20 protein-coding genes and 1 pseudogene are annotated in these 23,794 nt (G+C 43.6%); 4 read left to right on the top strand and 17 right to left on the bottom strand.

What is annotated here, in order from left to right; translation table 11 throughout:
• A pseudogene (locus tag HMPREF2918_RS08630) lies at positions 1 to 480 on the top strand (TIGR00341 family protein); the annotation flags it as partial.
• Positions 481 to 691: 211 nt separating this feature from the next.
• On the opposite strand, the gene thrS reads toward HMPREF2918_RS08630, so the two are convergent.
• From thrS to ccpA, 4 genes are all read right to left on the bottom strand, one after another.
• The gene (gene thrS / locus HMPREF2918_RS08635) at positions 692 to 2,635 is read right to left on the bottom strand and encodes a threonine--tRNA ligase (RefSeq protein ID WP_070595233.1); all 1,944 of its coding nucleotides are present in this window, start codon (positions 2,633 to 2,635) and stop codon (positions 692 to 694) included.
• A 353-nt stretch (positions 2,636 to 2,988) separates the two neighbouring features.
• Positions 2,989 to 4,311, bottom strand: a complete 1,323-nt coding sequence (locus HMPREF2918_RS08640) for a glycosyltransferase family 4 protein (RefSeq protein WP_070595236.1) — start codon at positions 4,309 to 4,311, stop codon at positions 2,989 to 2,991.
• A 1-nt stretch (position 4,312) separates the two neighbouring features.
• Entirely contained in the window at positions 4,313 to 5,311 is a 999-nt protein-coding gene (locus HMPREF2918_RS08645; RefSeq protein ID WP_003008161.1) for an LTA glycolipid anchor biosynthesis glycosyltransferase, IagA/BgsA family, read from the bottom strand.
• A 141-nt stretch (positions 5,312 to 5,452) separates the two neighbouring features.
• The gene (ccpA, locus tag HMPREF2918_RS08650) at positions 5,453 to 6,457 is read right to left on the bottom strand and encodes a catabolite control protein A (protein WP_070595238.1); all 1,005 of its coding nucleotides are present in this window, start codon (positions 6,455 to 6,457) and stop codon (positions 5,453 to 5,455) included.
• Positions 6,458 to 6,617: 160 nt separating this feature from the next.
• Here ccpA and HMPREF2918_RS08655 point away from each other — a divergent pair, with 160 nt between their 5' ends.
• Positions 6,618 to 7,700, top strand: coding sequence for a M24 family metallopeptidase (locus HMPREF2918_RS08655; RefSeq protein WP_070595239.1), 1,083 nt, complete (start codon positions 6,618 to 6,620; stop codon positions 7,698 to 7,700).
• A 240-nt stretch (positions 7,701 to 7,940) separates the two neighbouring features.
• Here HMPREF2918_RS08655 and HMPREF2918_RS08660 read toward each other — a convergent pair whose 3' ends face one another.
• The 4 genes from HMPREF2918_RS08660 to HMPREF2918_RS08675 all read right to left on the bottom strand — a co-directional run bounded on the left by HMPREF2918_RS08660 (position 7,941) and on the right by HMPREF2918_RS08675 (position 12,948).
• Positions 7,941 to 8,390, bottom strand: coding sequence for an Rrf2 family transcriptional regulator (locus tag HMPREF2918_RS08660; RefSeq protein WP_031576605.1), 450 nt, complete (start codon positions 8,388 to 8,390; stop codon positions 7,941 to 7,943).
• Positions 8,391 to 8,501: 111 nt separating this feature from the next.
• Complete coding sequence (locus tag HMPREF2918_RS08665) at positions 8,502 to 9,344, bottom strand: metallophosphoesterase family protein (protein ID WP_070595241.1); 843 nt, start codon at positions 9,342 to 9,344, stop codon at positions 8,502 to 8,504.
• Positions 9,345 to 9,509: 165 nt separating this feature from the next.
• Positions 9,510 to 12,233: an ABC transporter permease gene (locus HMPREF2918_RS08670; RefSeq protein ID WP_070595243.1), complete on the bottom strand. Its 2,724-nt coding sequence runs from the start codon at positions 12,231 to 12,233 to the stop codon at positions 9,510 to 9,512.
• 13 nt (positions 12,234 to 12,246) lie between these two features.
• The gene (locus HMPREF2918_RS08675; RefSeq protein WP_070595245.1) at positions 12,247 to 12,948 is read right to left on the bottom strand and encodes an ABC transporter ATP-binding protein; all 702 of its coding nucleotides are present in this window, start codon (positions 12,946 to 12,948) and stop codon (positions 12,247 to 12,249) included.
• 170 nt (positions 12,949 to 13,118) lie between these two features.
• Between HMPREF2918_RS08675 and HMPREF2918_RS08680 the strand changes: the two genes are divergently transcribed.
• Both HMPREF2918_RS08680 and HMPREF2918_RS08685 read left to right on the top strand, forming a co-directional pair.
• Positions 13,119 to 14,465: an Nramp family divalent metal transporter gene (locus HMPREF2918_RS08680; RefSeq protein ID WP_070595247.1), complete on the top strand. Its 1,347-nt coding sequence runs from the start codon at positions 13,119 to 13,121 to the stop codon at positions 14,463 to 14,465.
• Between the two features lie 493 nt (positions 14,466 to 14,958).
• The gene (locus HMPREF2918_RS08685; protein ID WP_070595249.1) at positions 14,959 to 15,501 is read left to right on the top strand and encodes a TetR/AcrR family transcriptional regulator; all 543 of its coding nucleotides are present in this window, start codon (positions 14,959 to 14,961) and stop codon (positions 15,499 to 15,501) included.
• A gap of 416 nt (positions 15,502 to 15,917) precedes the next feature.
• On the opposite strand, the gene tehB is transcribed toward HMPREF2918_RS08685, so the two are convergent.
• From tehB to era, 9 genes are all read right to left on the bottom strand, one after another.
• Positions 15,918 to 16,778, bottom strand: coding sequence for an SAM-dependent methyltransferase TehB (gene tehB / locus HMPREF2918_RS08690; protein ID WP_045759711.1), 861 nt, complete (start codon positions 16,776 to 16,778; stop codon positions 15,918 to 15,920).
• 130 nt (positions 16,779 to 16,908) lie between these two features.
• Positions 16,909 to 17,376, bottom strand: a complete 468-nt coding sequence (gene smpB / locus HMPREF2918_RS08695; protein WP_070595250.1) for an SsrA-binding protein SmpB — start codon at positions 17,374 to 17,376, stop codon at positions 16,909 to 16,911.
• A complete protein-coding gene (gene rnr, locus HMPREF2918_RS08700; RefSeq protein ID WP_070595252.1) occupies positions 17,339 to 19,699 on the bottom strand; it encodes a ribonuclease R in 2,361 nt (786 codons plus the stop codon). The genes smpB and rnr overlap by 38 nt, the downstream gene beginning before the upstream one ends.
• Before the next feature lie 96 nt (positions 19,700 to 19,795).
• The gene (gene secG, locus HMPREF2918_RS08705; RefSeq protein ID WP_003008189.1) at positions 19,796 to 20,029 is read right to left on the bottom strand and encodes a preprotein translocase subunit SecG; all 234 of its coding nucleotides are present in this window, start codon (positions 20,027 to 20,029) and stop codon (positions 19,796 to 19,798) included.
• 41 nt (positions 20,030 to 20,070) lie between these two features.
• Positions 20,071 to 20,220 carry a 50S ribosomal protein L33 gene (gene rpmG / locus HMPREF2918_RS10875; RefSeq protein ID WP_003005699.1) on the bottom strand — a complete coding sequence of 50 codons (150 nt, stop codon included), beginning with the start codon at positions 20,218 to 20,220 and terminating at the stop codon, positions 20,071 to 20,073.
• Entirely contained in the window at positions 20,210 to 21,409 is a 1,200-nt protein-coding gene (locus tag HMPREF2918_RS08710) for a multidrug efflux MFS transporter (RefSeq protein WP_305366777.1), read from the bottom strand. Before HMPREF2918_RS08710 ends, rpmG begins: the two co-directional genes overlap by 11 nt.
• 16 nt (positions 21,410 to 21,425) lie before the next feature.
• Positions 21,426 to 22,022: a dephospho-CoA kinase gene (gene coaE, locus HMPREF2918_RS08715; RefSeq protein ID WP_070595256.1), complete on the bottom strand. Its 597-nt coding sequence runs from the start codon at positions 22,020 to 22,022 to the stop codon at positions 21,426 to 21,428.
• Positions 22,023 to 22,847 (bottom strand): DNA-formamidopyrimidine glycosylase, encoded by an 825-nt coding sequence (gene mutM, locus HMPREF2918_RS08720; RefSeq protein WP_070595258.1) that lies wholly within the window; start codon positions 22,845 to 22,847, stop codon positions 22,023 to 22,025. It lies immediately after the preceding gene.
• A 46-nt stretch (positions 22,848 to 22,893) separates the two neighbouring features.
• The gene (era, locus tag HMPREF2918_RS08725) at positions 22,894 to 23,793 is read right to left on the bottom strand and encodes a GTPase Era (RefSeq protein WP_070595260.1); all 900 of its coding nucleotides are present in this window, start codon (positions 23,791 to 23,793) and stop codon (positions 22,894 to 22,896) included.
• Position 23,794 lies beyond the last annotated feature (1 nt).

Raw genomic sequence — 23,794 nt, forward strand, 5'->3', positions numbered from 1 at the left:
GTTGGAACAAGAATTTTGATGAGAAAATCTCCCTTAAGTTCATTTAAAGAGCTAAACATTAAAATGAAAATTGGGTTGATATCCTTGATTGTATTATTGGTTCTTCCAGCCAGCTATTCAGCAGTTACTCTGACGATAGATCAAGCGCGAAAAGAAGGAATCAAACAGTTTGTAGGAAAAGAGTTCGCCAATCATACGGTCATTAATCAAGTCTACAAGTCAAGGAACAATGAATTGGTCTTGACGGTTGTTGGAGATCCGATTTCAGAAGAAGAATTAGAAACCATTCGCCAAAAACAAGACTCTTACGGTATTCAATCTGTTCAATTGAAAGTCAATCAAGTCCATAATTCGACAAAATTAGACAGTGAGACGACCAAGGAATTTTACGAAAACATTGACAAGTATATCGATCAAAAACTCTCTGAAAAAGATTCACAAAACGATCTCGTAAAAGAAAATGAAGCAGACAAGGACTGAGGATAGTCAACTTATCTAACTCATGGAAGCAAATCTTGGGAGGATATCCTATATCCAAAAGTTAATGGATAGAAAGGATTGTTGATGAGGATACTATTTGTGGTGGTTTGACAGATCACTACTAGCTCAGCTTAATCAAAATGTAAAAAAGCAACAACTATTTCAGTTGTTGCTTTTTAGGTGGCTGAGATTTTGTTCTAGGTTAAATGGTTTATTTCTCAACACGAGATTTATTTGCAATATCTGCAAGAATCAATTCTACAAATGCATCTACCGGCATGGTTTCTGTTTCTTTTTGACCATAACGGCGAACGTTTACAGCCTGCTCTTCCATTTCCTTGTCCCCAACGATTAATTGGTAAGGAATCTTTTGAGTTTGAGAAGCACGGATCTTGAACTGCATTTTTTCATTGCGTTCATCCACATCAGCTCGAACACCACGGTCACGAAGTTTCTTAGCTACTTCCCAAGCATAGTCCACGTGTTTTTCGTTCGATACTGGGATAAGGGTTACTTGGTGAGGAGCAAGCCATGTTGGGAAGGCACCCTTGTAGTTTTCAATCAAGATCGCTGTGAAGCGTTCCATGGTTGAGATTACCCCACGGTGGATCATGACTGGACGGTGTTCTTCCCCGTCTGCTCCAATGTAATGAAGATCAAAGCGTTCTGGAAGCAAGAAGTCCAATTGGATAGTTGAAAGAGTTTCTTCTTTACCAAGAGCTGTTTTCACTTGGATATCCAATTTTGGTCCGTAGAAGGCTGCTTCTCCTTCAGCTTCATAGTACTCAACACCCATATCATCAACGGCTGCTTTCAACATGCGTTGCGCATTTTCCCACATTTCATCGTTGTCAAAGTATTTGTGTTTGTCTTCAGGATCACGATAAGACAAGCGGAAACGGTAATCCGTCAAGTTAAAGTCTTCATACACATCGATGATCAATTGAAGGATCTTCTTGAATTCTTCCTCGATTTGTTCTGGAGCCACAAAAGTATGACCATCATTCAGAGACATTTCACGGACACGTTGCAAACCAGTCAGAGCACCAGATTTTTCATAACGGTGCATCATACCAATTTCAGCGATACGGATTGGCAATTCACGGTAAGAATGCACATGGTGTTTGTAGACTTCAATGTGGTGAGGGCAGTTCATTGGACGAAGAACAAACTCTTCTCCATCACCCATATCCATTGGTGGGAACATGTCTTCACGGTAGTGATCCCAGTGACCTGAAGTCTTATACAGTTCTACAGAAGCAATTGGTGGAGTGTAGACGTGTTGGTAGCCTGCTGCTACTTCTTTATCAACAATGTAGCGTTCCAACTCACGACGGATGGTCGCACCATTTGGCAACCAGAATGGAAGACCTTGACCAACTTCTTGAGAAATCATGAACAAATCAAGCTCTTTACCAAGTTTACGGTGGTCACGTTCTTTAGCTTCTTCACGCATTTGGAGATAGTTCTTCAAGTCTTTCTTGTCAAACCAAGCGGTACCATAGATCCGTTGCATCATCGCGTTGTCGCTATTACCACGCCAGTAAGCACCAGCAACGTTAAGAAGGTGGAAGATTTGGATGCGACCAGTTGATGGGACGTGTGGGCCACGGCAAAGGTCTACGTACTCACCTTGACGGTAGATCGTTAAACCACCTTCGTCTTCTGAGTGTTCTTCGATCAATTCTAATTTGTATGGATCATTTTTGAAGATTTCACGCGCTTCATCTTTAGTCACTTCTTCACGAATAGATGGGAAGTTTTCTTTGACGATTTTTTTCATTTCTTCTTCGATACGAGGAAGGTCTTCGTTAGAGATTTGACCAGCTTGGTTGTCTGTATCGTAGTAGAAACCATCTTCGATCGCTGGACCGACACCCAAGTGAATATCTGGGAAGAGGCGACGAGCTGCTTGGGCAAACAAGTGTGCCGCTGAGTGACGCAAGATTGGAAGAGCATCTTCGTGATCAGGTGTCACGATTTCAATGCTTCCATCTTCGGTGATGGCACGAGTTGTGTCAATCAATTTGCCGTTGAATTTACCAGCAAGAGCTTTTTTAGCCAAAGAATTGCTGATAGATTGGGCAATTTCAAAAGTAGTAACGCCAGATTCGAATTCACGAACAGCGCCATCTGGGAAAGTAATCTTAATCATGATTTTCTCCTTATAAAGTTTTTAGTAGCTAAATGGGTGGGAGGTGTCTTTGAACATTGGAATCATCTCTCCTTTTGATTTCCTCATTAAGAAATCAAAAAAGCGACCTCCTCGAAAGGACGTCGCAACGTGGTTCCACCTTCATTTATGTTCCTCAAAAAAGAGGGACACCTCTGATTGGCTCTAACGTAGCCACCGTTTTATGTTTGCATAAAAGAATCACGAGTAGTCCCAAACCTATCCTCTACGCGATTTCCAGCCCCACGCGCTCTCTATCAGATTTCCTAGATTTGATATGTCTCTGTCAGTTATTATAGCACGATTGAAAAATTTTGCAAGAAAAAGTTTCATTTTCAATCAAAGAAATGCGTGATTTTACGGATTTTCTTTACTTGTTTGACCGAAGCCTTCATCATCTTCACAGATCCATTGACCGGAAGAGCAATCACCTTGGTCGGGATTTTCACAATGGTCTTAGACATCCGCTTGACCCGACTTTGCTCAGGATTCAAATCATTTGAGAAGTCTTTAGAGATGATTTTATCCAAGTAAAATTCGTAGACCCGACGGCCAAAGGTTGCTGCAGAAATATCATCAATCTTTTCTGCCCACTTGGTCTCATCGATTGCGGGCATCTCGTCAATCGCTTCAAGAATCGCTTGCGCCAGATCGCTCTCTTCATAAAAGAGCTTTCCAAACATAGGATCATCAATCACATGATCGAGATAAGGATTGCCATGAGCGATGATCGGGGTACCACTTGCAATACTCTCTAAATAGGTCAACCCTTGCGTCTCACTCGTTGAAGCTGAAATAAAGAAGTCAGCCGCTTTATAGTAGAGAGCTGTCTCATTTGGTGGGATCATCCCTGTAAAGACAACCGCATCTGAAATCCCCAGTTTCACCGCTTGTTTTTTCAAATCATCCAAATAAGGACCATCTCCAGCCACGATCAACTTAACTTTTGGATTGACCTTGAGGACATCAGGAAGGGCCGCGATAACAGCCTGGATGTTCTTTTCATAAGAGACCCGCGACAGGCTCAATAAAAGCGTTTCATCTTCTGCGACTTCATATTTTTCACGAAGAGCAGCTGTCTCTGTCGGAGTGATTTCTGGTCGGTCAAACTTGGCCAAATCAATTCCTGTCGGAATAATGCGTTTTTCTGCCTTGACCTTGTACTTTTGGAGCAAGTCATAGACGATCTCACTAGGACAGATCACGCCGTCCAGATCATTCATATAACTTCTCACAATGTATTTGACCATACTTGGGCGAATGACCATGCCTCTTGCAATATAGCGAACATAGTCCTCATACTGGGTATGATAGGTATGAATAACTGGAATCCGCAACTCGCGTCCAATCCACACTCCCAAAAGGCCCAGTGAAAACTCAGTCTGGGTATGGATAATATCAAGCTGGTATTGCTTGGCAATGGCAAGCGCCTTTGAGAATCCACGGTAAGCAACGCGGCGGTCCTTAAAGGCGAAGAAAGGCACACTTGGAATCCGAATGATCTGCCAATCTTCATAGCGGTTCACATCTTTATCCGTTGTCGTAAAGATAAAGACCGTGTGACCCAATTTTTCTAATTCTGTTTTGAGCGTCCGAATACTGGTCGCCACTCCCGAAACTTGCGGGAAATAGGTATCTGTAAATAACCCTACACGCATCTTACATCTCCAAAACTGTTTGATAGGCTTCGACCAATTGATAAGCCACTAAGTCGATCGAACGACTTTCAGCAACCTTGTAGCCTGCCTCCCGCTTGTCTACTTGTCCGTTCAAGACCTTGTTCAAGGAATCCACAAATTCGTCTACATTATGGCACAATTCAGATGACGTCTCGTCAATCCAGCCATTGTATACGGGAATATCCCGCAAGACCGTGTGCTGATGACTGGCCAAGGCCTCCAAAACAACGATTCCTTCTGTTTCTTCATAAGATGGGAAGAAGAAAGCATCTGAACCCGTCATGGCCCCTTGGAAGACCGCTCCCTTGAAGTAGCCAGGGAATTCCACATTACTCGGATGATCCTTTTCCACGATACGACGAATCTTACGCGGAATGATCCATTTGTTGATAGAACCTAGCCAGATAAAGCGCACATCCGGCATGCGACGGGCCACTTCTACGAAATCTTCAATTCCTTTACGTTTAAAATAAAGCCCTGCACAGATGACAACCTTTTGGCCTTCTTGGATATTAAAATGCTTGCGAAAGACTTCTTCTTTTTTCGGATCCTTCTTGTATTTTTCCAAATCAATTCCATTGGAAACCGCGATAATCGGTGTAGTCACCCCATAAGACTGAATCAGGTGTTTAGAATACTCAGATGGCGTGATCACATAGTCTGCCTTTTGGTACATGTGAGCCAAATACTTTCCAAACAAGGGCGCAAAAAAGTTAGACCCGATAAAGGAATTTTCAAAATCCTCACGAGTTGAATGGCCATGCATGATGACTTTCTTTCCACGACGCTTTGCTGCATGGAGCAAAAGGAAACTCCGTGGGCCATAGGTATTGATATGCACCACATCATAATCTCCTAAAATATCTGTCGTATACGGAATCCCAGCCAAATCAAGCGCATGCATTTGATGCTGCAAGGCTCGACCAATTCCTGATTTTTGTAATACGGATTTTCCTTCTAAATACAGTAAAACTTTCATACCTTCTATTATACCGAAATAAAGAGTGCCCAGCAAGTCTCTACCTGTTTGCAGTATAAAAAAGAGGCTAGAACAGTTCTGTTCTAGCCTCTCAGACTAGTAGACACGTCTTCCCAAGTCGAGACTCTAGTCTACTAATCCTTATTTTTTGGTCGTTCCACGTTGGTTGATCGTATGAGACAACAGTACTTCGCGTTCTTCCAACTCTTCTTTGTGCATGATCTTAGTCAACATGCGCATACTGATCGCACCAAGGTCATACAAGGGTTGGCCAATCGTTGATAGATTTGGACGCGTGTAACGAGTGACTTGTGAATCATCGCTGGTGATAATTTCAAAGTCTTCTGGTACTTTGATACCGTGATCAGACAAGCCGTTCAAGAGACCTGCAGCCAATTCATCCCCTGTCACAAAAGCAGCTGTTGCTTTTGACGCAATGATGCGTTCTGCCAAGTTGTAACCTTCATCGTAACGGTACTTGGATTCAAAGACAAGTCCTTCGCTATAGCTCAATTTTTTCGCTTTCAAAGCTTCTTTGTAGCCCGCCAAACGGATTTTTCCATTGATATCATCCACCAATGGGCCGCTTACAAAAGCAATTTTCTTGTTGTGTTTTGCCAACTGTGTAACAGCATCAACGGTTGCTTGCTTGTAGTCAATATTGACACTTGGTAATTGGTGTTCAACATCCACTGTCCCAGCAAGGACAACTGGCGTCCGAGAGCGTGAAAATTCTGAGCGAATCTTTTCTGTCAAATGATAGCCCATGAAAATGATCCCATCCACTTGTTTTGAAAAGAGGTTGTTTACCACTGAAACTTCTTTGTCATCGTCTTCATCGCTATTTGCAAGAACAATATTGTACTTGTACATTTCAGAAATGTCATCGATCCCCTTAGCCAATGTAGAGAAATAGCTGTTCGTGATGTTTGGAATCACAACACCGACTGTTGTGGTTTTCTTGCTGGCAAGACCACGCGCAACAGCATTTGGACGGTAATCCAAGCGTTCGATCACTTCTAAAACTTTTTTACGTGTATTTTCTTTAACGTTTTTATTCCCATTTACTACACGACTAACGGTTGCCATTGAAACCCCTGCTTCACGGGCGACATCATAAATTGTTACTGTATCGTCTGTATTCATAAGATTTCCTTTCATTGTTGAAAATTTCGTTTTCACTCTCTAATTAATCCTATTTTATCACTTATTGTAAACACTTTCAAGCATTTTGGTAAAATTTTGTAAACTCTTGCTTTTTTGGGGAAAATTTGACAAAATAGATCCATAGAAAGAAGGTAGCATTATGTCTAAATTAGATCAAATCGTCGATTTTCTTGAAACTGAAAAAACAGATGTCGCTGTTGTATCCGATCCTGTCACCATCAATTACCTGACTGGATTTTACAGTGATCCCCACGAACGTCAACTCTTCTTGTTCGTCTACACTGACCACGAACCACTTCTCTTCGTTCCTGCACTTGAAGTGGAACGGGCGACTGCAGTTGTCGATTTCCAAGTGGTTGGCTATGTGGATTCTGAAAACCCTTGGGAAAAGATTAAAGGGGCTATCGCAAAACCAGATGCTAAAACCGTTGCACTTGAATATGATAACTTGATCCTGACCAAATTCAATGGCTTACGTACTGTCTTTGAAAAGGCTCAATTCACCAACTTGACACCACGGATTAACCGGATGCGCTTGATCAAATCTGCTGATGAGATCCAAAAAATGTTGGTGGCTGGTCAATATGCAGATAAGGCTGTCAATATGGGATTCGACGCCATCTCACTGGATAAAACAGAAACTGATATCGTAGCAGAAATCGACTTTGGTATCAAACGCTTGGGTTATGAAATGAGCTTTGAAACCATGGTCTTGACTGGAAATAATGCAGCTAACCCACACGGAATTCCTGGAAGCAACAAAGTCGAAAACGATGCCCTCTTGCTCTTTGACCTTGGCTGTATGGTGAATGGTTATGCGTCTGATATGACTCGTACTGTTGCTGTTGGAAAACCTGATGATTTCAAAAAAGAAATCTACCACTTGACGTTAGAAGCTCAACAAGCAGCCATTGACATGATCAAACCAGGTGTAACAGCACACGACGTCGACCGTGCTGCACGGAGCGTCATTGAAAAAGCTGGCTATGGTGAGTACTTCAACCACCGCCTCGGACACGGTATCGGAATGGACGTGCATGAATTCCCTTCTATTATGGAAGGAAATGACATGGTGCTTGAAGAAGGCATGTGCTTCTCAGTCGAACCAGGAATCTATATTCCAGGTAAAGTCGGTGTTCGTATCGAAGATTGTGGGTACGTCACAAAAGACGGATTTGGACTCTTCACTGAAACCAGCAAAGACTTACTTTACTTTGACTAATCCTTTAGTCGTTTCAATATATAACAAACATCTTGTTTCGTTAATAACTATAAAAAATGAGGCTGGGACAAAAGTCCTAGCCTCTTAATTATCTTTGGATTGTCGAGCAAGACGCAGTGGTTGAGCGAGCTCTACTACACTGGTTTCATCAGCTTTTACAGCCCTACTCAACTGTGCGGAGGTGTGACGACGAAATCGAATTCTAACGAATGACCAATTTCTGTCCCACTCTCTATTTTCTTATGAAACCGATTCGAGTTTCATTCTTTTCTGCGTATCTTCTACGACGTCTTTTAAAGTGGTTTGGGACATTTCTTTTTCCATAGCAGTCTGAATGTCCTCAAGCTTTCCATCTAAAACATTATGGATATTGTGGCCAATTGGGCAGGCTGGATTCGGATTGTCATGAAAACCAAATAATTGACCTGTCGAACCTAAGCATTCTACTGCTTGATAGATATCCAGCAGGCTGATCTCATCGGCTGCTTTTGCGAGCTCAGCTCCGCCTGTCCCACGCGCTACATGGATCAATCCTGCTTTCTTCAACTGAGACAAGGTCTTTCGAATAATAACAGGGTTGACACCAACACTTCCTGCCAAAAAATCACTGGTTACTTTTGTTTTTTCTCCTTGTAGAGCAATCATGATCAAGACATGAGTCCCAATGGTAAAGCGACTCGAAATTTGCATAACTTCACTCCTTTCTACCCGTTTTGAAGGTAGAGTCTATTGAACAACCGTCAAGGGACGACTTTCGTTATTCCTATTATACTCTTTTTAGTTGTAATGTCAACAGTTACACTATTGGAAGAAGTCTTCTAGCCAAGCATCGATTTCTCGATCATGACCTTCTCTCTGCTCAATCTCATGAAGGAGCTCATGATTGTGGGTATGATGAATGCCATTGACCAAACTTTCATAATACACTTGGTAATAAGGAAGATGGAGGTCTTTTGCGAGTTGCAATTCTTTTTGGACATCATAGTCCACCCGTCTAAAATCGACATCTTTTAGCCCCATTTGATCAAATTCAAGAATAGCATACATGGCCCGAAGATCCTTGCGAAGATTCTTTTCCAAAAAGAAAGGTTGACCGATCGACCCAGGATTGATGATCAGTTCTCCTCCTGTCCCGTAACGGAAAAACTGCTGGTGAATGTGTCCGTAGACTGCAATATCACAAGACGGGTTTGTCACCAAGCGATCAAAATCCTTCTGCTCACCAATGTGGATCAATTCGCGACCCCAATTCTTATCAGGTAAGTGGTGGGTGATGCCGATCTTTAAACCTGCGATTTCTCTATGGACCTGCATGGGCGTTTTCTGCATGTCTTCAATTTCCTGGGGCGTGATTTCTTCAAGAATATATTGACACTGGCGCATGAGGTAGCGATGACTGGGTCTGGTCTCATCCAACATCCCCCTCATAGCCCGCCAAAGACTATCTTCCCAGTTTCCAAGGACTTTTACCGTAATCGGTAACTCCTCTAACAGCTCCAAGAGGGCCCGTCTCCCCGTCCCTGGCATCAAACTATCTCCCAAGAGCCAATATTCATCCACCTTGGCTTTTCGACTATCCTCTAGGACAGCTTCCAATGCTGTCGTATTTCCATGAATATCTGAAAGTAAAGCAATTTTAGTCATGATCTTCTCCTTCTCTCCATTATAACAAAGAGAAGAAAAACTTCCACCCAAAGGTGAAAGTTTTATGAACATTCCATGCTACCAGAAATGAAAACTCAGGCTAGAAGCGGACGCTTCGTCGTTGGATTTATCTTTTTCCAAAGAGTTGCTTAACGGCTTTGTATCTTAGTCTACTGATTTGAGGGCTTCGAGCATGTCTACTTTTCGAAGATAATGGTCAACATAAATTCCTAACAGGATCAAGAGAAGGAGCATTCCTCCGACAGGGAAGAGGAAAACGCCAAGTCCGACTTTAGGGTAAAAGAGAATGGCATCTGGTGCAATCATAGCAATGAGGAATTGATGAAGATAATAACCACCCACTAATCCCATGAGGATCCCTATGATAGACAATAAGATGGTTTCGCGGTAAATATAGAGCGTCACTTCCTTATTATGGAATCCTAAGACCTTAATGGTCGATAATTCACGGATCCGCTCTGCCACATTGATATTGGTTAAATTATACAAGATCACGATGGCTAGCAAGATCGATACGACTACTAGAATCATCATAGTGGTGTCCAAGGATTTGGCAACTGAATTAAAGAGGGAAATCATCGAAGCATTCTGACTAACCGCCTTCACAGCTGCAAGTTCCATCATGTCCCGACTGACAGCCTGCACTTGTCGTGTAGAAGGATTTCTCAACTGCACCAAATAGCTATTTGCTGAAGTCCGCTTTCCGTAGATTTTTTGGTAACTTGCCTGATCCATATAGATAAAATGGCCGACATAATTTTCAGTGATTCCTGCTACCTTAAAAGTGTGACCATCTAAGGTCAGTCGATCACCGACTGTAACCCGGGCTAGTTGTGCTAGCTTACTACTGATGATGACCCCTTTCTTGAGAGACAAGGGCTCTCCTTGCTTGAGAGAACGTAAGCTGATAAAGGGAGAAAAATCTGTACGATCCGTTACCATCATCGTAATGGTCTGCTTGTCGCGTCCACCCTTTAAAGATGCTTCGATGACCTTACTATAGATGGCTCGATAATCTTTGATATCTGATTTTTCCAGACGATTGGTTAGTTCCTTGCTTTCTTGGCTTGATGCATTCGTTTTTTTGGCTACAATCAACTCATATGATAGGATCTCTTGAAATTGGCGTTTGGGAACCCCTCCTACAGAAGATTGAATCCCTAGCCCTGCGAAGAGAAGAGCAACAGAACCTGCCACTCCAAAAATGGTCATCAGCATCCGTTGTTTGTAACGAAAGAGATTACGAGCAGTGACCTTGTGGGTGAAACTCAGACGCCTCCAAATAAAATGGAGACGCTCCAGGAAAATCCTCGAACCGGATACCGGTGGTTTAGGAAGCAATAAAAGATTGGCTTCTTCTTTTAATTCCTTGCGAGAAACCCAGTAAGCCGGAAGCACACTCGCGACAAAAGACAGTCCTAGCGCAATCAGAGTCATATCTCCATAAAAATACTCTCTGCTCTCTCCAATCACCATCCCTTGCGTAATAATAATGGAAATGATTCCCGATAGGAAATAATGGCCCAGCAAGGTTCCTAGAAGGGTCCCGATCGTCCCTGCAAAGAATCCATAGAGGACAAATTTGAGAATGATGTCCTTGGTACGATAGCCCAGCGCCTTAAAAACGCCTGCATTGGTCCGCTCTTCATCGACAAAGCGGGTCATCGTGGTAAAGGTCACCATGGCTGCTACCAGATAAAGAACGACCGGAAAAATATTTCCAACAGCAGAGATACTACTACTGGCATTGCTATACATCAGGTAACCTTGTCCACCTGGCATGGTCTTGCGGTCATAGACATGATAAGTTGGGATTTCCAGTTGATCTCGCTCCCTTTGAGCTTTTTTCAGCTCCTCCTCTTTTTTTGCGAGCTCCGATTCACCTGCAGTCCAGTCCTTCTTTTTCTGATCCAGTTGTTCTTTGGCTTGATGGAGCTTTTCTTGACTGGCTACTTGCTCTTTAGCTGGCAGAAATGGAGCTAATTTCTTGAACTGGGCCTCCTGCAAGTCTAATTGTTTTTGAGCCTGATCGATCTGATTTTTAGCTGACTGGAGGGTTTCCTTGGCACGACTGAGTTCTTTCTGGCCTTTTTGAATCTGCCCATCCGCCTCCTGCTTGAGTCTTTGATAGCGAGCCTTTCCATTGTCTTTCAGAAGTTTTTCTAACTCTTCTTGATGAGCTTTGAGCCCTTTTTGGTAGACTTGCGAAAAAGAATCTAAAGACTTCAGATCATCAAACTGGATCCGCGCCATCGCGGGAAGTTTAGTCGTAAAGACCTCTTTTGAAACTAGTGCATAGGCATCTAGATTTCCACTACCACTCATGGCAGTGCCTAAATTCTTTTGAGACCACATCTCAGAGGATTGAACAAAACCAACAATGGTGAATTGCTTTCGCTTTAAACTAGAGCGCGTTCCAGCCTTTTCTTCAAGTGTGAGGGTATCCCCTATCTGATAGCGATCCTCCCAAAAACTTGCTAGGGCCAGTTCCCCTTCTTTTTGGGGCAGGCGCCCCTTGGTCACACGAAAGAAAGAAAGACTTTTTGGGGCAGAAAACAGTCGAATTGCCTTTCCTGTTCCTTTCACTGTCAGATCCAGCAGTGAACCAAATTCGACACGCGCCCCTTTGACTCCTAAAAGCTCCTCTTGGTCTGCCTGGTCTAATCCCAAGTCCCCCATGACAGCAAGATCTAGCATCTTTTGTTGCTGAATAAACTGGTTAGCCGTTCGATGCATATTTGGAGTAGTCACCTTTAAGCCTACCAAGGCCAAGCTTCCCAACAACATCAAGGTTAAGATGGAGAGAAAACGTCCTTTTGAATGTGTAAAAGAACCAAACAGATCCTTCCAATAGACTTTTCGTTTCATGCTAGCACCTCTTCTAATACTCTAGTGTAGCAATATCTTGAGGAAGCTCATTGATTTCTACCGACTTGACCTTGGCATCATGCATGCGAATCACACGGTCTGCAATCGGGGCTAAAGCAGCATTATGGGTTACGATGATGACCGTCGCTCCCTTTTTACGAGACATGGCCTGTAAAATCCCCAATACTTGCTTACCTGTCTGGTAGTCTAAGGCTCCTGTAGGCTCATCGCAAAGGAGAATTTTAGGGTTTTTCGCCACTGCCCGAGCAATCGCCACCCGTTGTTGCTCTCCACCTGACAATTGGGCAGGAAAATTATCAAGACGATTGCCAAGTCCTACTTCTCTTAAAACGGCTTCCGGATCCAAGGCATCAGAGACGATTTCTGAAGCCAATTCGACATTTTCCTTGGCTGTCAGATTGGCTACTAAATTATAAAATTGAAAGACAAAGCCAACGTCATCTCGTCGATAATCCGTTCGTTGATGGGAATTGAGCTTAGAAATATCCACCCCATCAATCAGTACCTGTCCTTCGTCATTCGTGTCCATCCCTCCTAAGATATTGAGAACTGTTGATTTTCCAGCTCCTGACGCCCCTAAAATAATGACCAATTCGCCTTTTTCAATCTCAAAAGAAACATCCTGATTAGCGAGAATCTCCGTTTCTCCACTAGTGTATCGCTTGTAACAGTGCTGCATTTCGATGTAGGCCATTTTTTCTCTCCTCCCTCCTATTTCCTATCTATATTATAGTCCTTTTCGTATAGATTACAAAGAAATCGAGGCATCACCAATAGTGATTCTTCCTCATTATCATGAACTATTATAAATTTTATGCTATAATTAGAGAGAAATTTGATTTATTCTTAGAAAGAAGGCTCATCATGAGTTTACAACAGTTTGAAAGGAAATCTCTTCAAGAAATCAACCAGTCTATTGACGTGCCAAAAGGCATCCCCTTTTGGAAGACTCTTCTACTCTTTTCAGGACCAGGAAGTCTGGTAGCTGTCGGCTATATGGACCCGGGAAACTGGATTACCAGTGTGGTCGGAGGGGCACAATACCGCTACCTCCTCTTATCAGTGGTTCTTCTCTCCTCTTTAATCGCCATGCAGTTGCAACAAATGGCTGGTAAACTAGGGATTGTCCATCGTAAGGATCTGGCCCAAACAACCGCCCATCATTTACCAAAATGGCTTCGCTATACCCTTTGGATTGTGATTGAGCTTGCCTTGATGGCGACAGATTTAGCGGAAGTCATCGGATCAGGGATTGCCCTCCACCTTCTTTTTGGCTGGCCCTTGCTCTTTTCTATCCTGATCACCATCTTTGATGTCTTCCTATTACTGGGGCTCATGCATCTAGGATTTCGAAAGATCGAGGCCATCGTATCAACCTTGATCCTCACGATCCTTGCAATTTTTGGCTATCTGGTATTCCTATCGAAACCAGATATCGGAGGAATCTTCGCTGGCTTCCTCCCTCAAAAAGAGGTGCTAGGAATCGGTCTTCCAAAAGGAAATGAAGCCTTAACCTTGGCGCTTGGAATCATCGGGGCAACAGTAATGCCCCACAACCTCTATCTCCACTCTTCCATTTCGCAAACGCGAAAGGTGGACTACAAAGATCCAGCAGATATCAAACGGGCAGTGCGCTTTATGACCTGGGATTCAAATATTGAATTGAGTTTGGCCTTCGTCGTCAACTCCCTCCTCTTGATTCTTGGAGCAGCCCTCTTCTTTGGTCACGGAGATAAGATCGGTGCTTTCTCTAGCATGTACAATGCGCTCAAGGATAATCATATAGCCGGTGCTATCGCTAGTCCCTTCTTATCCACCCTCTTTGCCATCGCTTTGTTAGCCAGTGGTCAAAATTCAACCATTACTGGGACCCTAACCGGTCAAATCGTTATGGAAGGTTTCTTGAGATTCCGCTTACCACAATGGGTCGTTCGTCTCATGACTCGGATCATTGCCCTTCTTCCTGTCATCATCGTTGCGATCTTATTTGGAGATCAGGAACATGTCCTTGATGACCTTCTGGTTTATTCTCAAGTCTTCCTATCAGCGGCTCTTCCATTCTCCATCTTCCCTCTGGTTTATTTCACCTCCAACAAGAAAATCATGGGAGAGCATGTCAATGCGAAGTGGAACACTTTCTTAGGCTATCTCGTTGCGATTGTCTTAACCATCTTAAATTTCAATTTGATCGTGACAACTTTTATCAAATAAAGAGAGAGTGGGACAGAAATCGGTAATTCGTTAGAATTCGATTTCGTCGTCCCACCTCCGCACAGTTGAGTAGGGCTGTAAAAGCTGATGAAATCAGCGTAGTAGAGCCCACTCAACCACTGCGTCTTGCTCGACAATCCAAAAATAATTGAGAGACTAGGACTTTTGTCCCAGCCTTTTTTTATTTATTACACTCCCTTTTCCATCTTGCTCCTCCATTTCCTAAAAATTTCCTGACCATTTTTTTAGGAGGGAATTATTTTAAATCACTAATTATTGTGAGATTTTCACAAAATCTTGTCAGAGCCCGTCATTCATAAACTTGTAAATTTTTTGTACACTTTCCGTTATCTGTACAAAAATTAGAATTGTTGTCTAATTTATTCTTTTGGAGTATAATGCTCTTTGTTAGTGTCGTGAAATTATTTAACATATAAATTATTTTAACGTCAAATAAATAAGAATAAATTTATACAACTACAGAAAGGAACATATGGTACGCCAAAGACAAACAACAACCAAGTCAGACTTACGAAATGCGCTCTCAAAACTCCTCTTGCAACAACCTTTTGAAAGCATCACTATTCGACAATTAACTGAAACCGCTGGGATTAACCGCGGGACCTTCTACTTGCACTATGTCGATAAATACGACATGTTTGAGCAAATGAAAATGGACATGATGCAAGAATTGGATAGCCTCTTCGTTGAAGGAAGCCCTGTCAAGGTGAACTTTCTCAATGTCTTGACTGCTATTAAAGACAATTATGATTTTATTTATGCATTGTCCCAATCCTGTTGCTCGGACTTCCGTAAATTGGTAAGAAGTTTTACTCTCCATGCACTAGACGATACTCCTCATTCTAAAGAACACATCATTTCAGACTTTCAAGTTCCATACAAGTATGGGCTAGAAATTTTCATCGCTACGATTGAATCTGTGATTGTGACCTGGTTAGAATCCGGTGCCAAGGAAGAGCCAATCGAAATCGGTACGATCATTCTTAGCGTCTGCGACTTTGCTAACTGGAACTAAATTCCCCAACCTTTTCCTTCCTTTATGGAGAAGGTTTTTCTTTTTGGCAAATAAACAACATTCAGATCACCTTGTCCAACTTGTTTGTAGAAAGCAAAAAGGCAGGATCCTAACATCCTACTTTTAGAATGTAGACAAATTACTTTAAAGTAAAATAAGTTAAGCGATTTTGCAAAAAAAAATAAAAATGAGTTCCAATTTTTAAATCGATTCAAGAAAATACCGAAACTTTCCGCTGTGAGAAAAGTGCCTGAAACACAATTGTTTCAGGCACTCGGGAGTTTTGAGACCTTAGGCTCAAAACTAAGTCATGGAACTTCTTCGAAGTTCGCTGACGTCCGTACTCACCTAAGGAAAGTTTTTTATATGACTTTGTCTTCAATCTGAAGGCAGGATCTTAACATCCTGCTTTTTCTTTATTTTTTCTTTGCCAACATGGTTGCAAATCGAAGTTGAATCCGATGGCCATTTTCATCTCGACGATGGAGATGGCCTGGATTTTCATTGTACTTGACCAACTCCCAATCCTTGTAATACTCCGCCAATTCTCCTTCTTTAAAGGTGAACGAGAAGGGCATCTGGCAGGGATAATCTTCCGTATCCATGGCACAGACAATGAGATTGTAGCCACCTGGATTGGTATGCTCTTGCATATTGCGGATAATCGCTGGAATCCGATCAGCCTCTAAAAACATGAGGACCACAGTCGATATGATGAAGTCATAGTTTTGGGTAAGAGCTGCAGCATTGATATCATAGAGTCCCACTGGCATCTCTAGATCTTCCTCAGCGACAATACTTTGTAAGATCTCAAGAGCCAGTTCATTTTGATCCACTGCTGTCACGTCAAAGCCATGTTGGGCCAAAAAGAGGGCGTTGCGTCCTTGCCCGCATCCTAGATCCAGTGCCTTTCCAGCTGGGACAATTCCCACTGCTTCTAGCACTTCTGAATGGACAGGATTGGTGTTGTATTTTTTGGGGAAATAGTCTTTTGGCTCACAGTAAAATTCCAAGTACCACTCCACATCGTCCGTCGCTGCTTCCACACGGTGCCAGGCCTGGGGCTCGGCCATGGGGTTCTCTGCTCCTGCTTCAAAGAGGTGGCTCGCGATTTCTTCCCCCTCTTCGGTCAATTCAATAAATCGTAACTGACCTTTTAAAACAGTAATCTTTCCCCAGGTTCCTACCTTGGTATTGTGCTTTCTTTGAAGAGCTTCTGGCATGGTATCCTTGGTCCAGATAGGCATGCGTTTGTAAGCGATCAATTTTTGTGTCATGCTGCTTCTCCTTTTTCTTTCACTACCCTTATCATACAGAAAAAAGCCCCTTTTTACAAGTTGGAAAAAGGAGAGCCCATCTCTAAGAAAAAAGACAGTTCTGAAACAAGTTTCAAAACTGCCTTTTTCTTTAACGTGTATTGTATTGTTTCATGACCCGTTCGATGTCTCGGTTTTGTTCCCTACGTTTGATGGATTCACGCTTGTCATAATCATGTTTCCCTTTAGCAAGCCCCAAAAGCAATTTGGCATAGCCATCCTTGAGATAGACCTTCAAAGGCACCAAGGTCATTCCGGTCCCTTTGGTGTCTTGGTCCAGCTTTTGGATTTGCTTTTTATGAAGAAGGAGCTTGCGACGACGGTCTGGATCTTGGTTCCAGATATTGCCTTCCTCATATGGAGCAATGTGGACATTGCTAAGCCAAACTTCGCCATTTTTCACTTGCGCAAAGCCATCTTTCAAGTTAATGCGTGCTGCACGGACACTTTTGATCTCTGTCCCCGTCAGCACCATCCCTGCTTCAATCGTATCCACGATGGTGTAGTCATGTCTCGCCTTTTTATTTTGCGCGACTACCTTTCCTTCGCCCTTTGCCATGTTTGGCTCCTTTCTTTGCTACTTCCTTGTAAAATGGTTTCTTCCCTTTTTTCTTTTTGGATTTAGAGGAAGAATCTTTCCGCTTGTCATCTTTTCTAGCGGTTGATCCCTTAGAAACTTTTTTGTCCTTGCGTCTACGATCCCTGCGATTACCATCTCGGTCACGTACTTTTGCTTTGAGGCCTGTTTCGACGACATCCCATTCACTTGGAATATAAGAGAAATCAATCTCTCCTGTCATCTTGTCGGCTCTTTCTACTTTGATCCGGATTTGCTGACCGACACGGAAGGTTACTCCTGATTTTTCCCCGCGAAGGGTTAGATCTCGTTCATTAAAGTGGTAGAATTCAGGGAGATTGGTAATATGGATCAAGCCTTCAACCGTATTTGGCAACTCCACAAAGAGGCCAAATTTAACCACACTGGAAACCACGGCATCGTATTCTTCCCCAACATAGTCTTCCATGTATTCAGCCTTCTTCATGGCTTCTACTTCGCGCTCCGCATCAATAGCCCGGCGTTCCCGACTAGAGGATTGGCTGGCAATGTCTGGAAGGACTTGTTCAAAGTGCTCTGCCACTTCTTGGGATTTTCCGTATTCGCGCACCATTCGATGAACCATCAGGTCCGGATACCGACGGATGGGACTAGTAAAGTGGGTATAAAACTCAGCAGCAAGCCCATAGTGGCCATGGTTATGCTCTGAGTAGCGAGCCTGCTGCATCGAGCGCAACAACATCATCGAAAGGACATCTGCATAGGGTTCCCCTTCGACCTTGCGCATAATTTCTTGCAGGGCTTCTTGGCTCATCTCACTAGCCGTTCCGTAGATTTGGATCCCGAAGCTAGAAGCATAATCGATAAACTTCTGTACTTTTTCTGCCTTTGGATCTTCGTGGATCCGGTAGATGAACGGTAGTTTCAGTCGCGTAAAGTGCTCCGCCACTGTTTCATTGGCAATCAGCATAAAGGACTCGATCATCCGCTCAGCAATTCCTCTTTGACGAAGGACGATATCGACCGGTTTTCCTTCTTTATTGACCAGGATTTTAGCCTCATTGGTATCAAAATTAAGGGCGCCGCGACGAATCCGCATGCTTTCTAGAATGCCATGCAAGGTGGCCATTTGATGAATACTTGGGACAATTTTCTTAAAGGTTTGAGCCTTTTCTTCGTCGCCCACTAAGATATCATTGACGTCGCTATAGGTCATACGGAAGGTTGTATTGATCACTGTTTGGGTAATGGTATGCTTGACGACCTTGCCATGAGGATCGATCTCCATGATGGCAGACTGGGTCAGGCGGTCCACATTCGGATTTAAAGAACAGATCCCATTGGAGAGACGCTCTGGCAACATGGGTACTACTCGGTCGGTCACATAGACAGAAGTCGCCCGATTTAGAGCTTCCTTATCAAGTGCTGAACCTTCATGAACGTAATAGGAGACATCTGCGATGTGAACACCCAGCTCAAAGTTGCCGTTCTTGAGTAGCTTGATATGGACCGCATCGTCCAAGTCCTTGGCATCTGCCCCATCGATGGTAAAGGTGATCTCCTCTCGCAGATCCAAGCGTCCCTCTAAATCCTTTGTAGACGGTGCATCTGGAACCTGCTCGGCTTCTTTCAGCACTTCTTCTGGAAATTCTGAGACGATGTCCATGGATTCTAACACTTCCAAGACATCGATTCCTGGATCTGTTGCATGACCGACCACATCCCGCACCGTCGCCACAAAATAATTGTGCTTGCGGCTCGGGTATTGATCAATTTCGACCTTGAGGATTTCGGTCCCTTCCAATTGGATGGCTGGCTTCTTCACATAGATCAGCTGGCTGATCTTTTGATTTTTCGAACGAATGTAGCCGGCATATTTAGGTTTTTCCTCATCCAGGACAATTTGTCCAACTACCGTTTTGATGCTATGTTCCAAGACATCAATAATCTTAGCTTCTGCTGCCGTTCCTTTGTTTCGGTCTGCTACCTTGGTAATGACGATCTCAACGGTGTCCCCATCGATAGCGTGGTTGACATCATTTCGGCCAACAAAGAGGTCTTCTTCTTCGCCTTCTAAACTGACAAAGCCAAAGCCATTCTTATGCGCATGAAAGATCCCCTTGAGGGTAATAGCTGGGGCCTTCTTTTGAGCCAAACGAAGAGAGCCATCATCTTCGAATTTCAACTCATGACGGCGTTCCATCAGAGAGATGGTTTTGACCAAGTCACGGAAATCCTTAGACCCTTCCTTTCCTAGAGCTGCTGCCAGATCATTGATCTGGGCTTTGTCATGCTCTTGTAAATATTCTTTAATACTTGTTTTCATTGATTTATTTGCTGGTTATCCAGCCTCCTTTTTTCTATCTACTTGTGTCTTTGTTTTACAAAATAAAAATAGGCAAAGACATTGTCTGAGCCTATCTTATCTACTAGAAAGTACCATTAAGATCATCGCGATCAATAACCAAAAGAAGATCATAATAGCTGTTAAACGCTGCATCACGGCTTCAAACCCGCGCGCTTTTGAACGTTCAAACAAGTCATTTGAACTTGCGTCAAAGACGTTGCTCGATTGGTTTTTTGTTGGTTGCATAAAAATTGCGATAATAATCAATACTGATAATACTAGTAAAATAGTTGTTAATGCTCCGCTCATATTCAAAACTCCTTAAAATCCTCACTATTATACCATGAAAATCATTTTGATTCAATATGTAAGGTTACTTTTCTTTCCTTAGGACAATACTTCAAGACCTCGATCTTTTCGGGATGGGTTTTGGTATTTTTACTGGTCAAATAATTCTGACTCCCACAGCTGGTGCAGGTCAATTGAACTTTAATTCGCACGTACGTCTCTCACTTTCAAATACTTTCTAAATAAGAATAAGAGGAACATCAAATCGGTAAAGGCCAAAAGGGCTGTACCGTAAAATACCCAATGATAGCCAAAATGCATGAAAATACTCGATCCCATCATTGGCCCTAATACACCACCTAAGTAATAAAAGAGCTGGTTGTAGCTAAAGATCCGAGAAATCCCTTCAGGAGGGGTTAAACGATTCAATAATGCGGAAACTCCAGGTAGTAGGGCTCCTGTCCCGATCCCAAAGAGGAAGCGTAAAATCCCTAATTGCAGGGGTGTTTGCGCTTGGGCACAAAGGATATAGAGACAGCCACTATAGAGAAGGGCGATTAATAAGAGCCGGTGATTCCCGATTCGGTCTCCCAGTTTTCCCATCCAACCTGAAAAAAGCATACTAGAGACTCCCATAGCTGAAACAATCATCCCCGATACAAAGATCAGGTTATCTCTTTGTCCCAAAGCTCGCACATAAAGAGGCAGGATCGGAGAAATAGATTGGGCGATCATTTGAATGGTCATGCTGGTCAAAAAGAGGCCCAAGAGAATATCCTTCTGCTGAATGGACTTGAGCAACTCCCAGCTGGATTTTTGTTCTTCTTTTGGAAGGGGCTCATAGTCTTCCTCAATGCCCCAGAAGGTTAAGAGGGAAACCAAAAATAAGAAGAAGCCCACCAAGAGAAAGACATTGCGCATTCCCAGATTTTCAGCAATGAGTCCCCCAATCAAAGGGCCCATCAAGGTTCCAGCTACGACACCAGTCGACAAAGTCCCTAGGGCATAGCCGGATTGGTCCTTGGGAACTTGACTGGCAATCAGCGCCGTACTATTAGGGACAAAGCCTGAAAAGACCCCATTGAGCAAGCGCAGGACCAAGAGCCAAAAGACGGATGGGACAAAGGCAATACCTCCCATAGTCAGCGTCATGGCAATGGAAGCTCTAAGCATCATGGGTTTTCGACCATAGCGGTCGGCCAGGCTCCCCCAGATGGGAGACATGATCGCAGAGGTTACAGAAGAACTTGAGACGGCAATCCCAGCATAAAGGGGAACAGCCTTGCCCGTAACACCCAACTCTTCCACAAAGAGGGCCATAAATGGGACGACTAAAGAAAGGCTGGCTCCGATGAAAAAGCACCCGATCCAGGCAATATATAGATTTTTACGCCAATTGATTTCTCTTGTGATAAAATCATCTTCTTTCTAATTGTTGTAGGGCTGCATCTAATTGGGCATAGAGGGCCGTTAGATCGTCATTATTGTCTAAGACCAGATCTGCATGGACTCTTTTTTCATCTAGCGGCATTTGAGACGCGATGCGTTCTTGGGCCTGCAGTTCTGATAAGTGGTTGCGTTCCATCAGACGTTTGAGCTGGGTTTCTTTTGATACAGCTACCAACCAGACAGATTCAAACCACTCTTCATAGTGCTGCTCGATTAAGAGAGGAATATCCATAAAAAAGAGATCGGATTGTGCAGCTTGTCTATCTCTTACCTCAGCTAGAGCCTCACGAATAAGCCTGCCTTGAACGCGATTGGACCAGTCTCGTTCACTAAGGTCTGAAAAGATCCGCTGACCCAAAGCTAGGCGATCCAGCTCTCCTTCTTTGGTAAGGATCTCTCTACCAAAATGATCCACTAGGACACGGTAGAGGGCTCCTCCTGGTGCTTGCAAATCATGAACCACTTGATCAGCATCAATGACAGGATACCCTTTTTCTCTCAGATAGGAGGTGACAGTGGACTTTCCTGAAGCAATCCCTCCTGTTAATCCGATGATTCTCGCCATCTAGTTCTCCTTTTGACAGTGGGGGCAAAAATGGGTTCCGCGTCCCCCCAGCTGGATTTTCTCAATCGGTGTCCCGCAACGCAAACAAGGCTGGCCTGTTTTCCCATAGACCTGGTGTTCTTCCTGCATGGTGCCATCTTCCCCAAAAGCATTGCTGTAGGAGCGAATGGTGGAGCCACCCTTTTCAACAGCCTGAGCAAGCACAGCAATCGTTTCTTTGCGGATTGCTTTAGCTTCTCTAGCAGTCAAGCTTTGACCCAAACGGGCTGGATGAACCTTGGCTCGATAAAGGACCTCATCCACATAGATATTGCCCAGACCAGCCACTAATTTTTGGTCTAAAAGAGCTGATTTAATGGGTTTCTTTGATTTTTTAAGAGTTGCTTGGAAGGCTGGTGCTTTAAAATCCGCTTCTGTCGGCTCTGGACCAATTTTTTTCGCCAAAAAATAGCTGTCGACAAGCTCAGGTATGAGGACTTCCATGGTCCCAAACTTACGGACATCTTCATAAACCAGGGTGCTGCCATCTGTAAAATGAAAGAAGACATGGGCGTGCTTGCGAAGAGGGACTTCGTCTGGATAAAAGAAATACTTGCCTTCCATCCGCAAATGCGAGATGAGGACCAGATCCGTCAGATAAAACAAGAGGTATTTCCCGCGGCGCCCCATGGCCCGAATTTCTTGCCCCGGGAGATCTTGACGAAAAGCATCCCGATCCGTCTGAATCATCTTTGGATACTTTACTTCCACTGACTGGATGGTTTTCCCAAGAATTAATTTCTCAAGACCTCGTCGAACGGTCTCTACTTCTGGTAATTCAGGCATAGAACTCCTTTCAAAAACAAGAAGCAGGCCTTCTGCCCACCTCTTCTTAATATTCTTTTTCGTTGTATCCGAAATCGGCAAGATCCAATTTCTTATCCCGCCAATTTTTCTTGACTTTCACCCAGGTTTCTAGGAAGACCTTGTCCCCTAGCATGAGCTCAATATCCTTACGCGCAAGGGTTCCGATCTTCTTAAGCATGGCGCCGCCTTTTCCGATGATAATCCCTTTTTGGCTATCGCGCTCAACCATGATGGTTGCACGAATATGGACCTTATCGGTTTCTTCATCCCGATTCATAGAATCCACGACCACGGCAACAGAGTGGGGAATTTCTTCCCGCGTCAAGTACAAGACCTTTTCACGGATCATTTCAGAGACCAAGAAACGCTCTGGGTGGTCAGTAATTTGGTCAGCAGGGAAATATTGGAAACCTTCTTCTAAGTTTTCGCTCAAAATATCAATCAAACGCGAAACATTGTTTCCTTGGAGGGCTGAAATCGGCACGATTTCCTTGAAATCCATCTGACTACGGAAGTCATCGATTTGCGCCAAAAGTTGGTCAGGGTGCACCTTGTCGATCTTATTGACCACCAGAATAACCGGCACCTTAGCAGCCTTGAGGCGTTCGATAATCATGTCATCGCCCTTCCCACGCGGTTCATCTGCTGGCACCATAAAGAGAACGGTATCCACTTCTCGAAGGGTGCTATAGGCCGACTCCACCATGAAGTCTCCAAGGGCTGTCTTTGGTTTGTGAATCCCTGGGGTATCGATAAAGACGATCTGTTCCTTATCCGTCGTATAAATCCCCATAATCTTATTGCGCGTTGTCTGCGCCTTGTCACTCATGATGGCAATTTTTTGCCCCATAACGTGGTTCAAAAAAGTTGACTTCCCAACATTGGGACGTCCTAAAATGGCTACAAAGCCTGATTTAAATGTCATA

Origin of the sequence: Streptococcus sp. HMSC065C01 (assembly GCF_001813525.1) — a bacterium.
In the GTDB taxonomy this organism is placed as follows: domain Bacteria; phylum Bacillota; class Bacilli; order Lactobacillales; family Streptococcaceae; genus Streptococcus; species Streptococcus parasanguinis_V.

Bases quoted from the DNA above. Each gene is read 5' to 3' on its own strand.
- secG (WP_003008189.1), bottom strand. From the start codon at position 20,029: ATGAGCGGAGCATTAACAACTATTTTACTAGTATTATCAGTATTGATT.
- coaE (WP_070595256.1), bottom strand. From the start codon at position 22,022: ATGGCGAGAATCATCGGATTAACAGGAGGGATTGCTTCAGGAAAGTCC.
- mutM (WP_070595258.1), bottom strand. From the start codon at position 22,847: ATGCCTGAATTACCAGAAGTAGAGACCGTTCGACGAGGTCTTGAGAAA.
- HMPREF2918_RS08665 (WP_070595241.1), bottom strand. From the start codon at position 9,344: ATGACTAAAATTGCTTTACTTTCAGATATTCATGGAAATACGACAGCA.
- rnr (WP_070595252.1), bottom strand. From the start codon at position 19,699: ATGAAAACAAGTATTAAAGAATATTTACAAGAGCATGACAAAGCCCAG.
- HMPREF2918_RS08655 (WP_070595239.1), top strand. From the start codon at position 6,618: ATGTCTAAATTAGATCAAATCGTCGATTTTCTTGAAACTGAAAAAACA.
- tehB (WP_045759711.1), bottom strand. From the start codon at position 16,778: ATGACACAAAAATTGATCGCTTACAAACGCATGCCTATCTGGACCAAG.
- HMPREF2918_RS08660 (WP_031576605.1), bottom strand. From the start codon at position 8,390: ATGCAAATTTCGAGTCGCTTTACCATTGGGACTCATGTCTTGATCATG.
- HMPREF2918_RS08675 (WP_070595245.1), bottom strand. From the start codon at position 12,948: ATGGCCTACATCGAAATGCAGCACTGTTACAAGCGATACACTAGTGGA.
- era (WP_070595260.1), bottom strand. From the start codon at position 23,793: ATGACATTTAAATCAGGCTTTGTAGCCATTTTAGGACGTCCCAATGTT.
- HMPREF2918_RS08670 (WP_070595243.1), bottom strand. From the start codon at position 12,233: ATGAAACGAAAAGTCTATTGGAAGGATCTGTTTGGTTCTTTTACACAT.
- ccpA (WP_070595238.1), bottom strand. From the start codon at position 6,457: ATGAATACAGACGATACAGTAACAATTTATGATGTCGCCCGTGAAGCA.
- HMPREF2918_RS08640 (WP_070595236.1), bottom strand. From the start codon at position 4,311: ATGCGTGTAGGGTTATTTACAGATACCTATTTCCCGCAAGTTTCGGGA.
- HMPREF2918_RS08645 (WP_003008161.1), bottom strand. From the start codon at position 5,311: ATGAAAGTTTTACTGTATTTAGAAGGAAAATCCGTATTACAAAAATCA.
- HMPREF2918_RS08685 (WP_070595249.1), top strand. From the start codon at position 14,959: ATGGTACGCCAAAGACAAACAACAACCAAGTCAGACTTACGAAATGCG.
- thrS (WP_070595233.1), bottom strand. From the start codon at position 2,635: ATGATTAAGATTACTTTCCCAGATGGCGCTGTTCGTGAATTCGAATCT.
- smpB (WP_070595250.1), bottom strand. From the start codon at position 17,376: ATGGCAAAGGGCGAAGGAAAGGTAGTCGCGCAAAATAAAAAGGCGAGA.
- HMPREF2918_RS08680 (WP_070595247.1), top strand. From the start codon at position 13,119: ATGAGTTTACAACAGTTTGAAAGGAAATCTCTTCAAGAAATCAACCAG.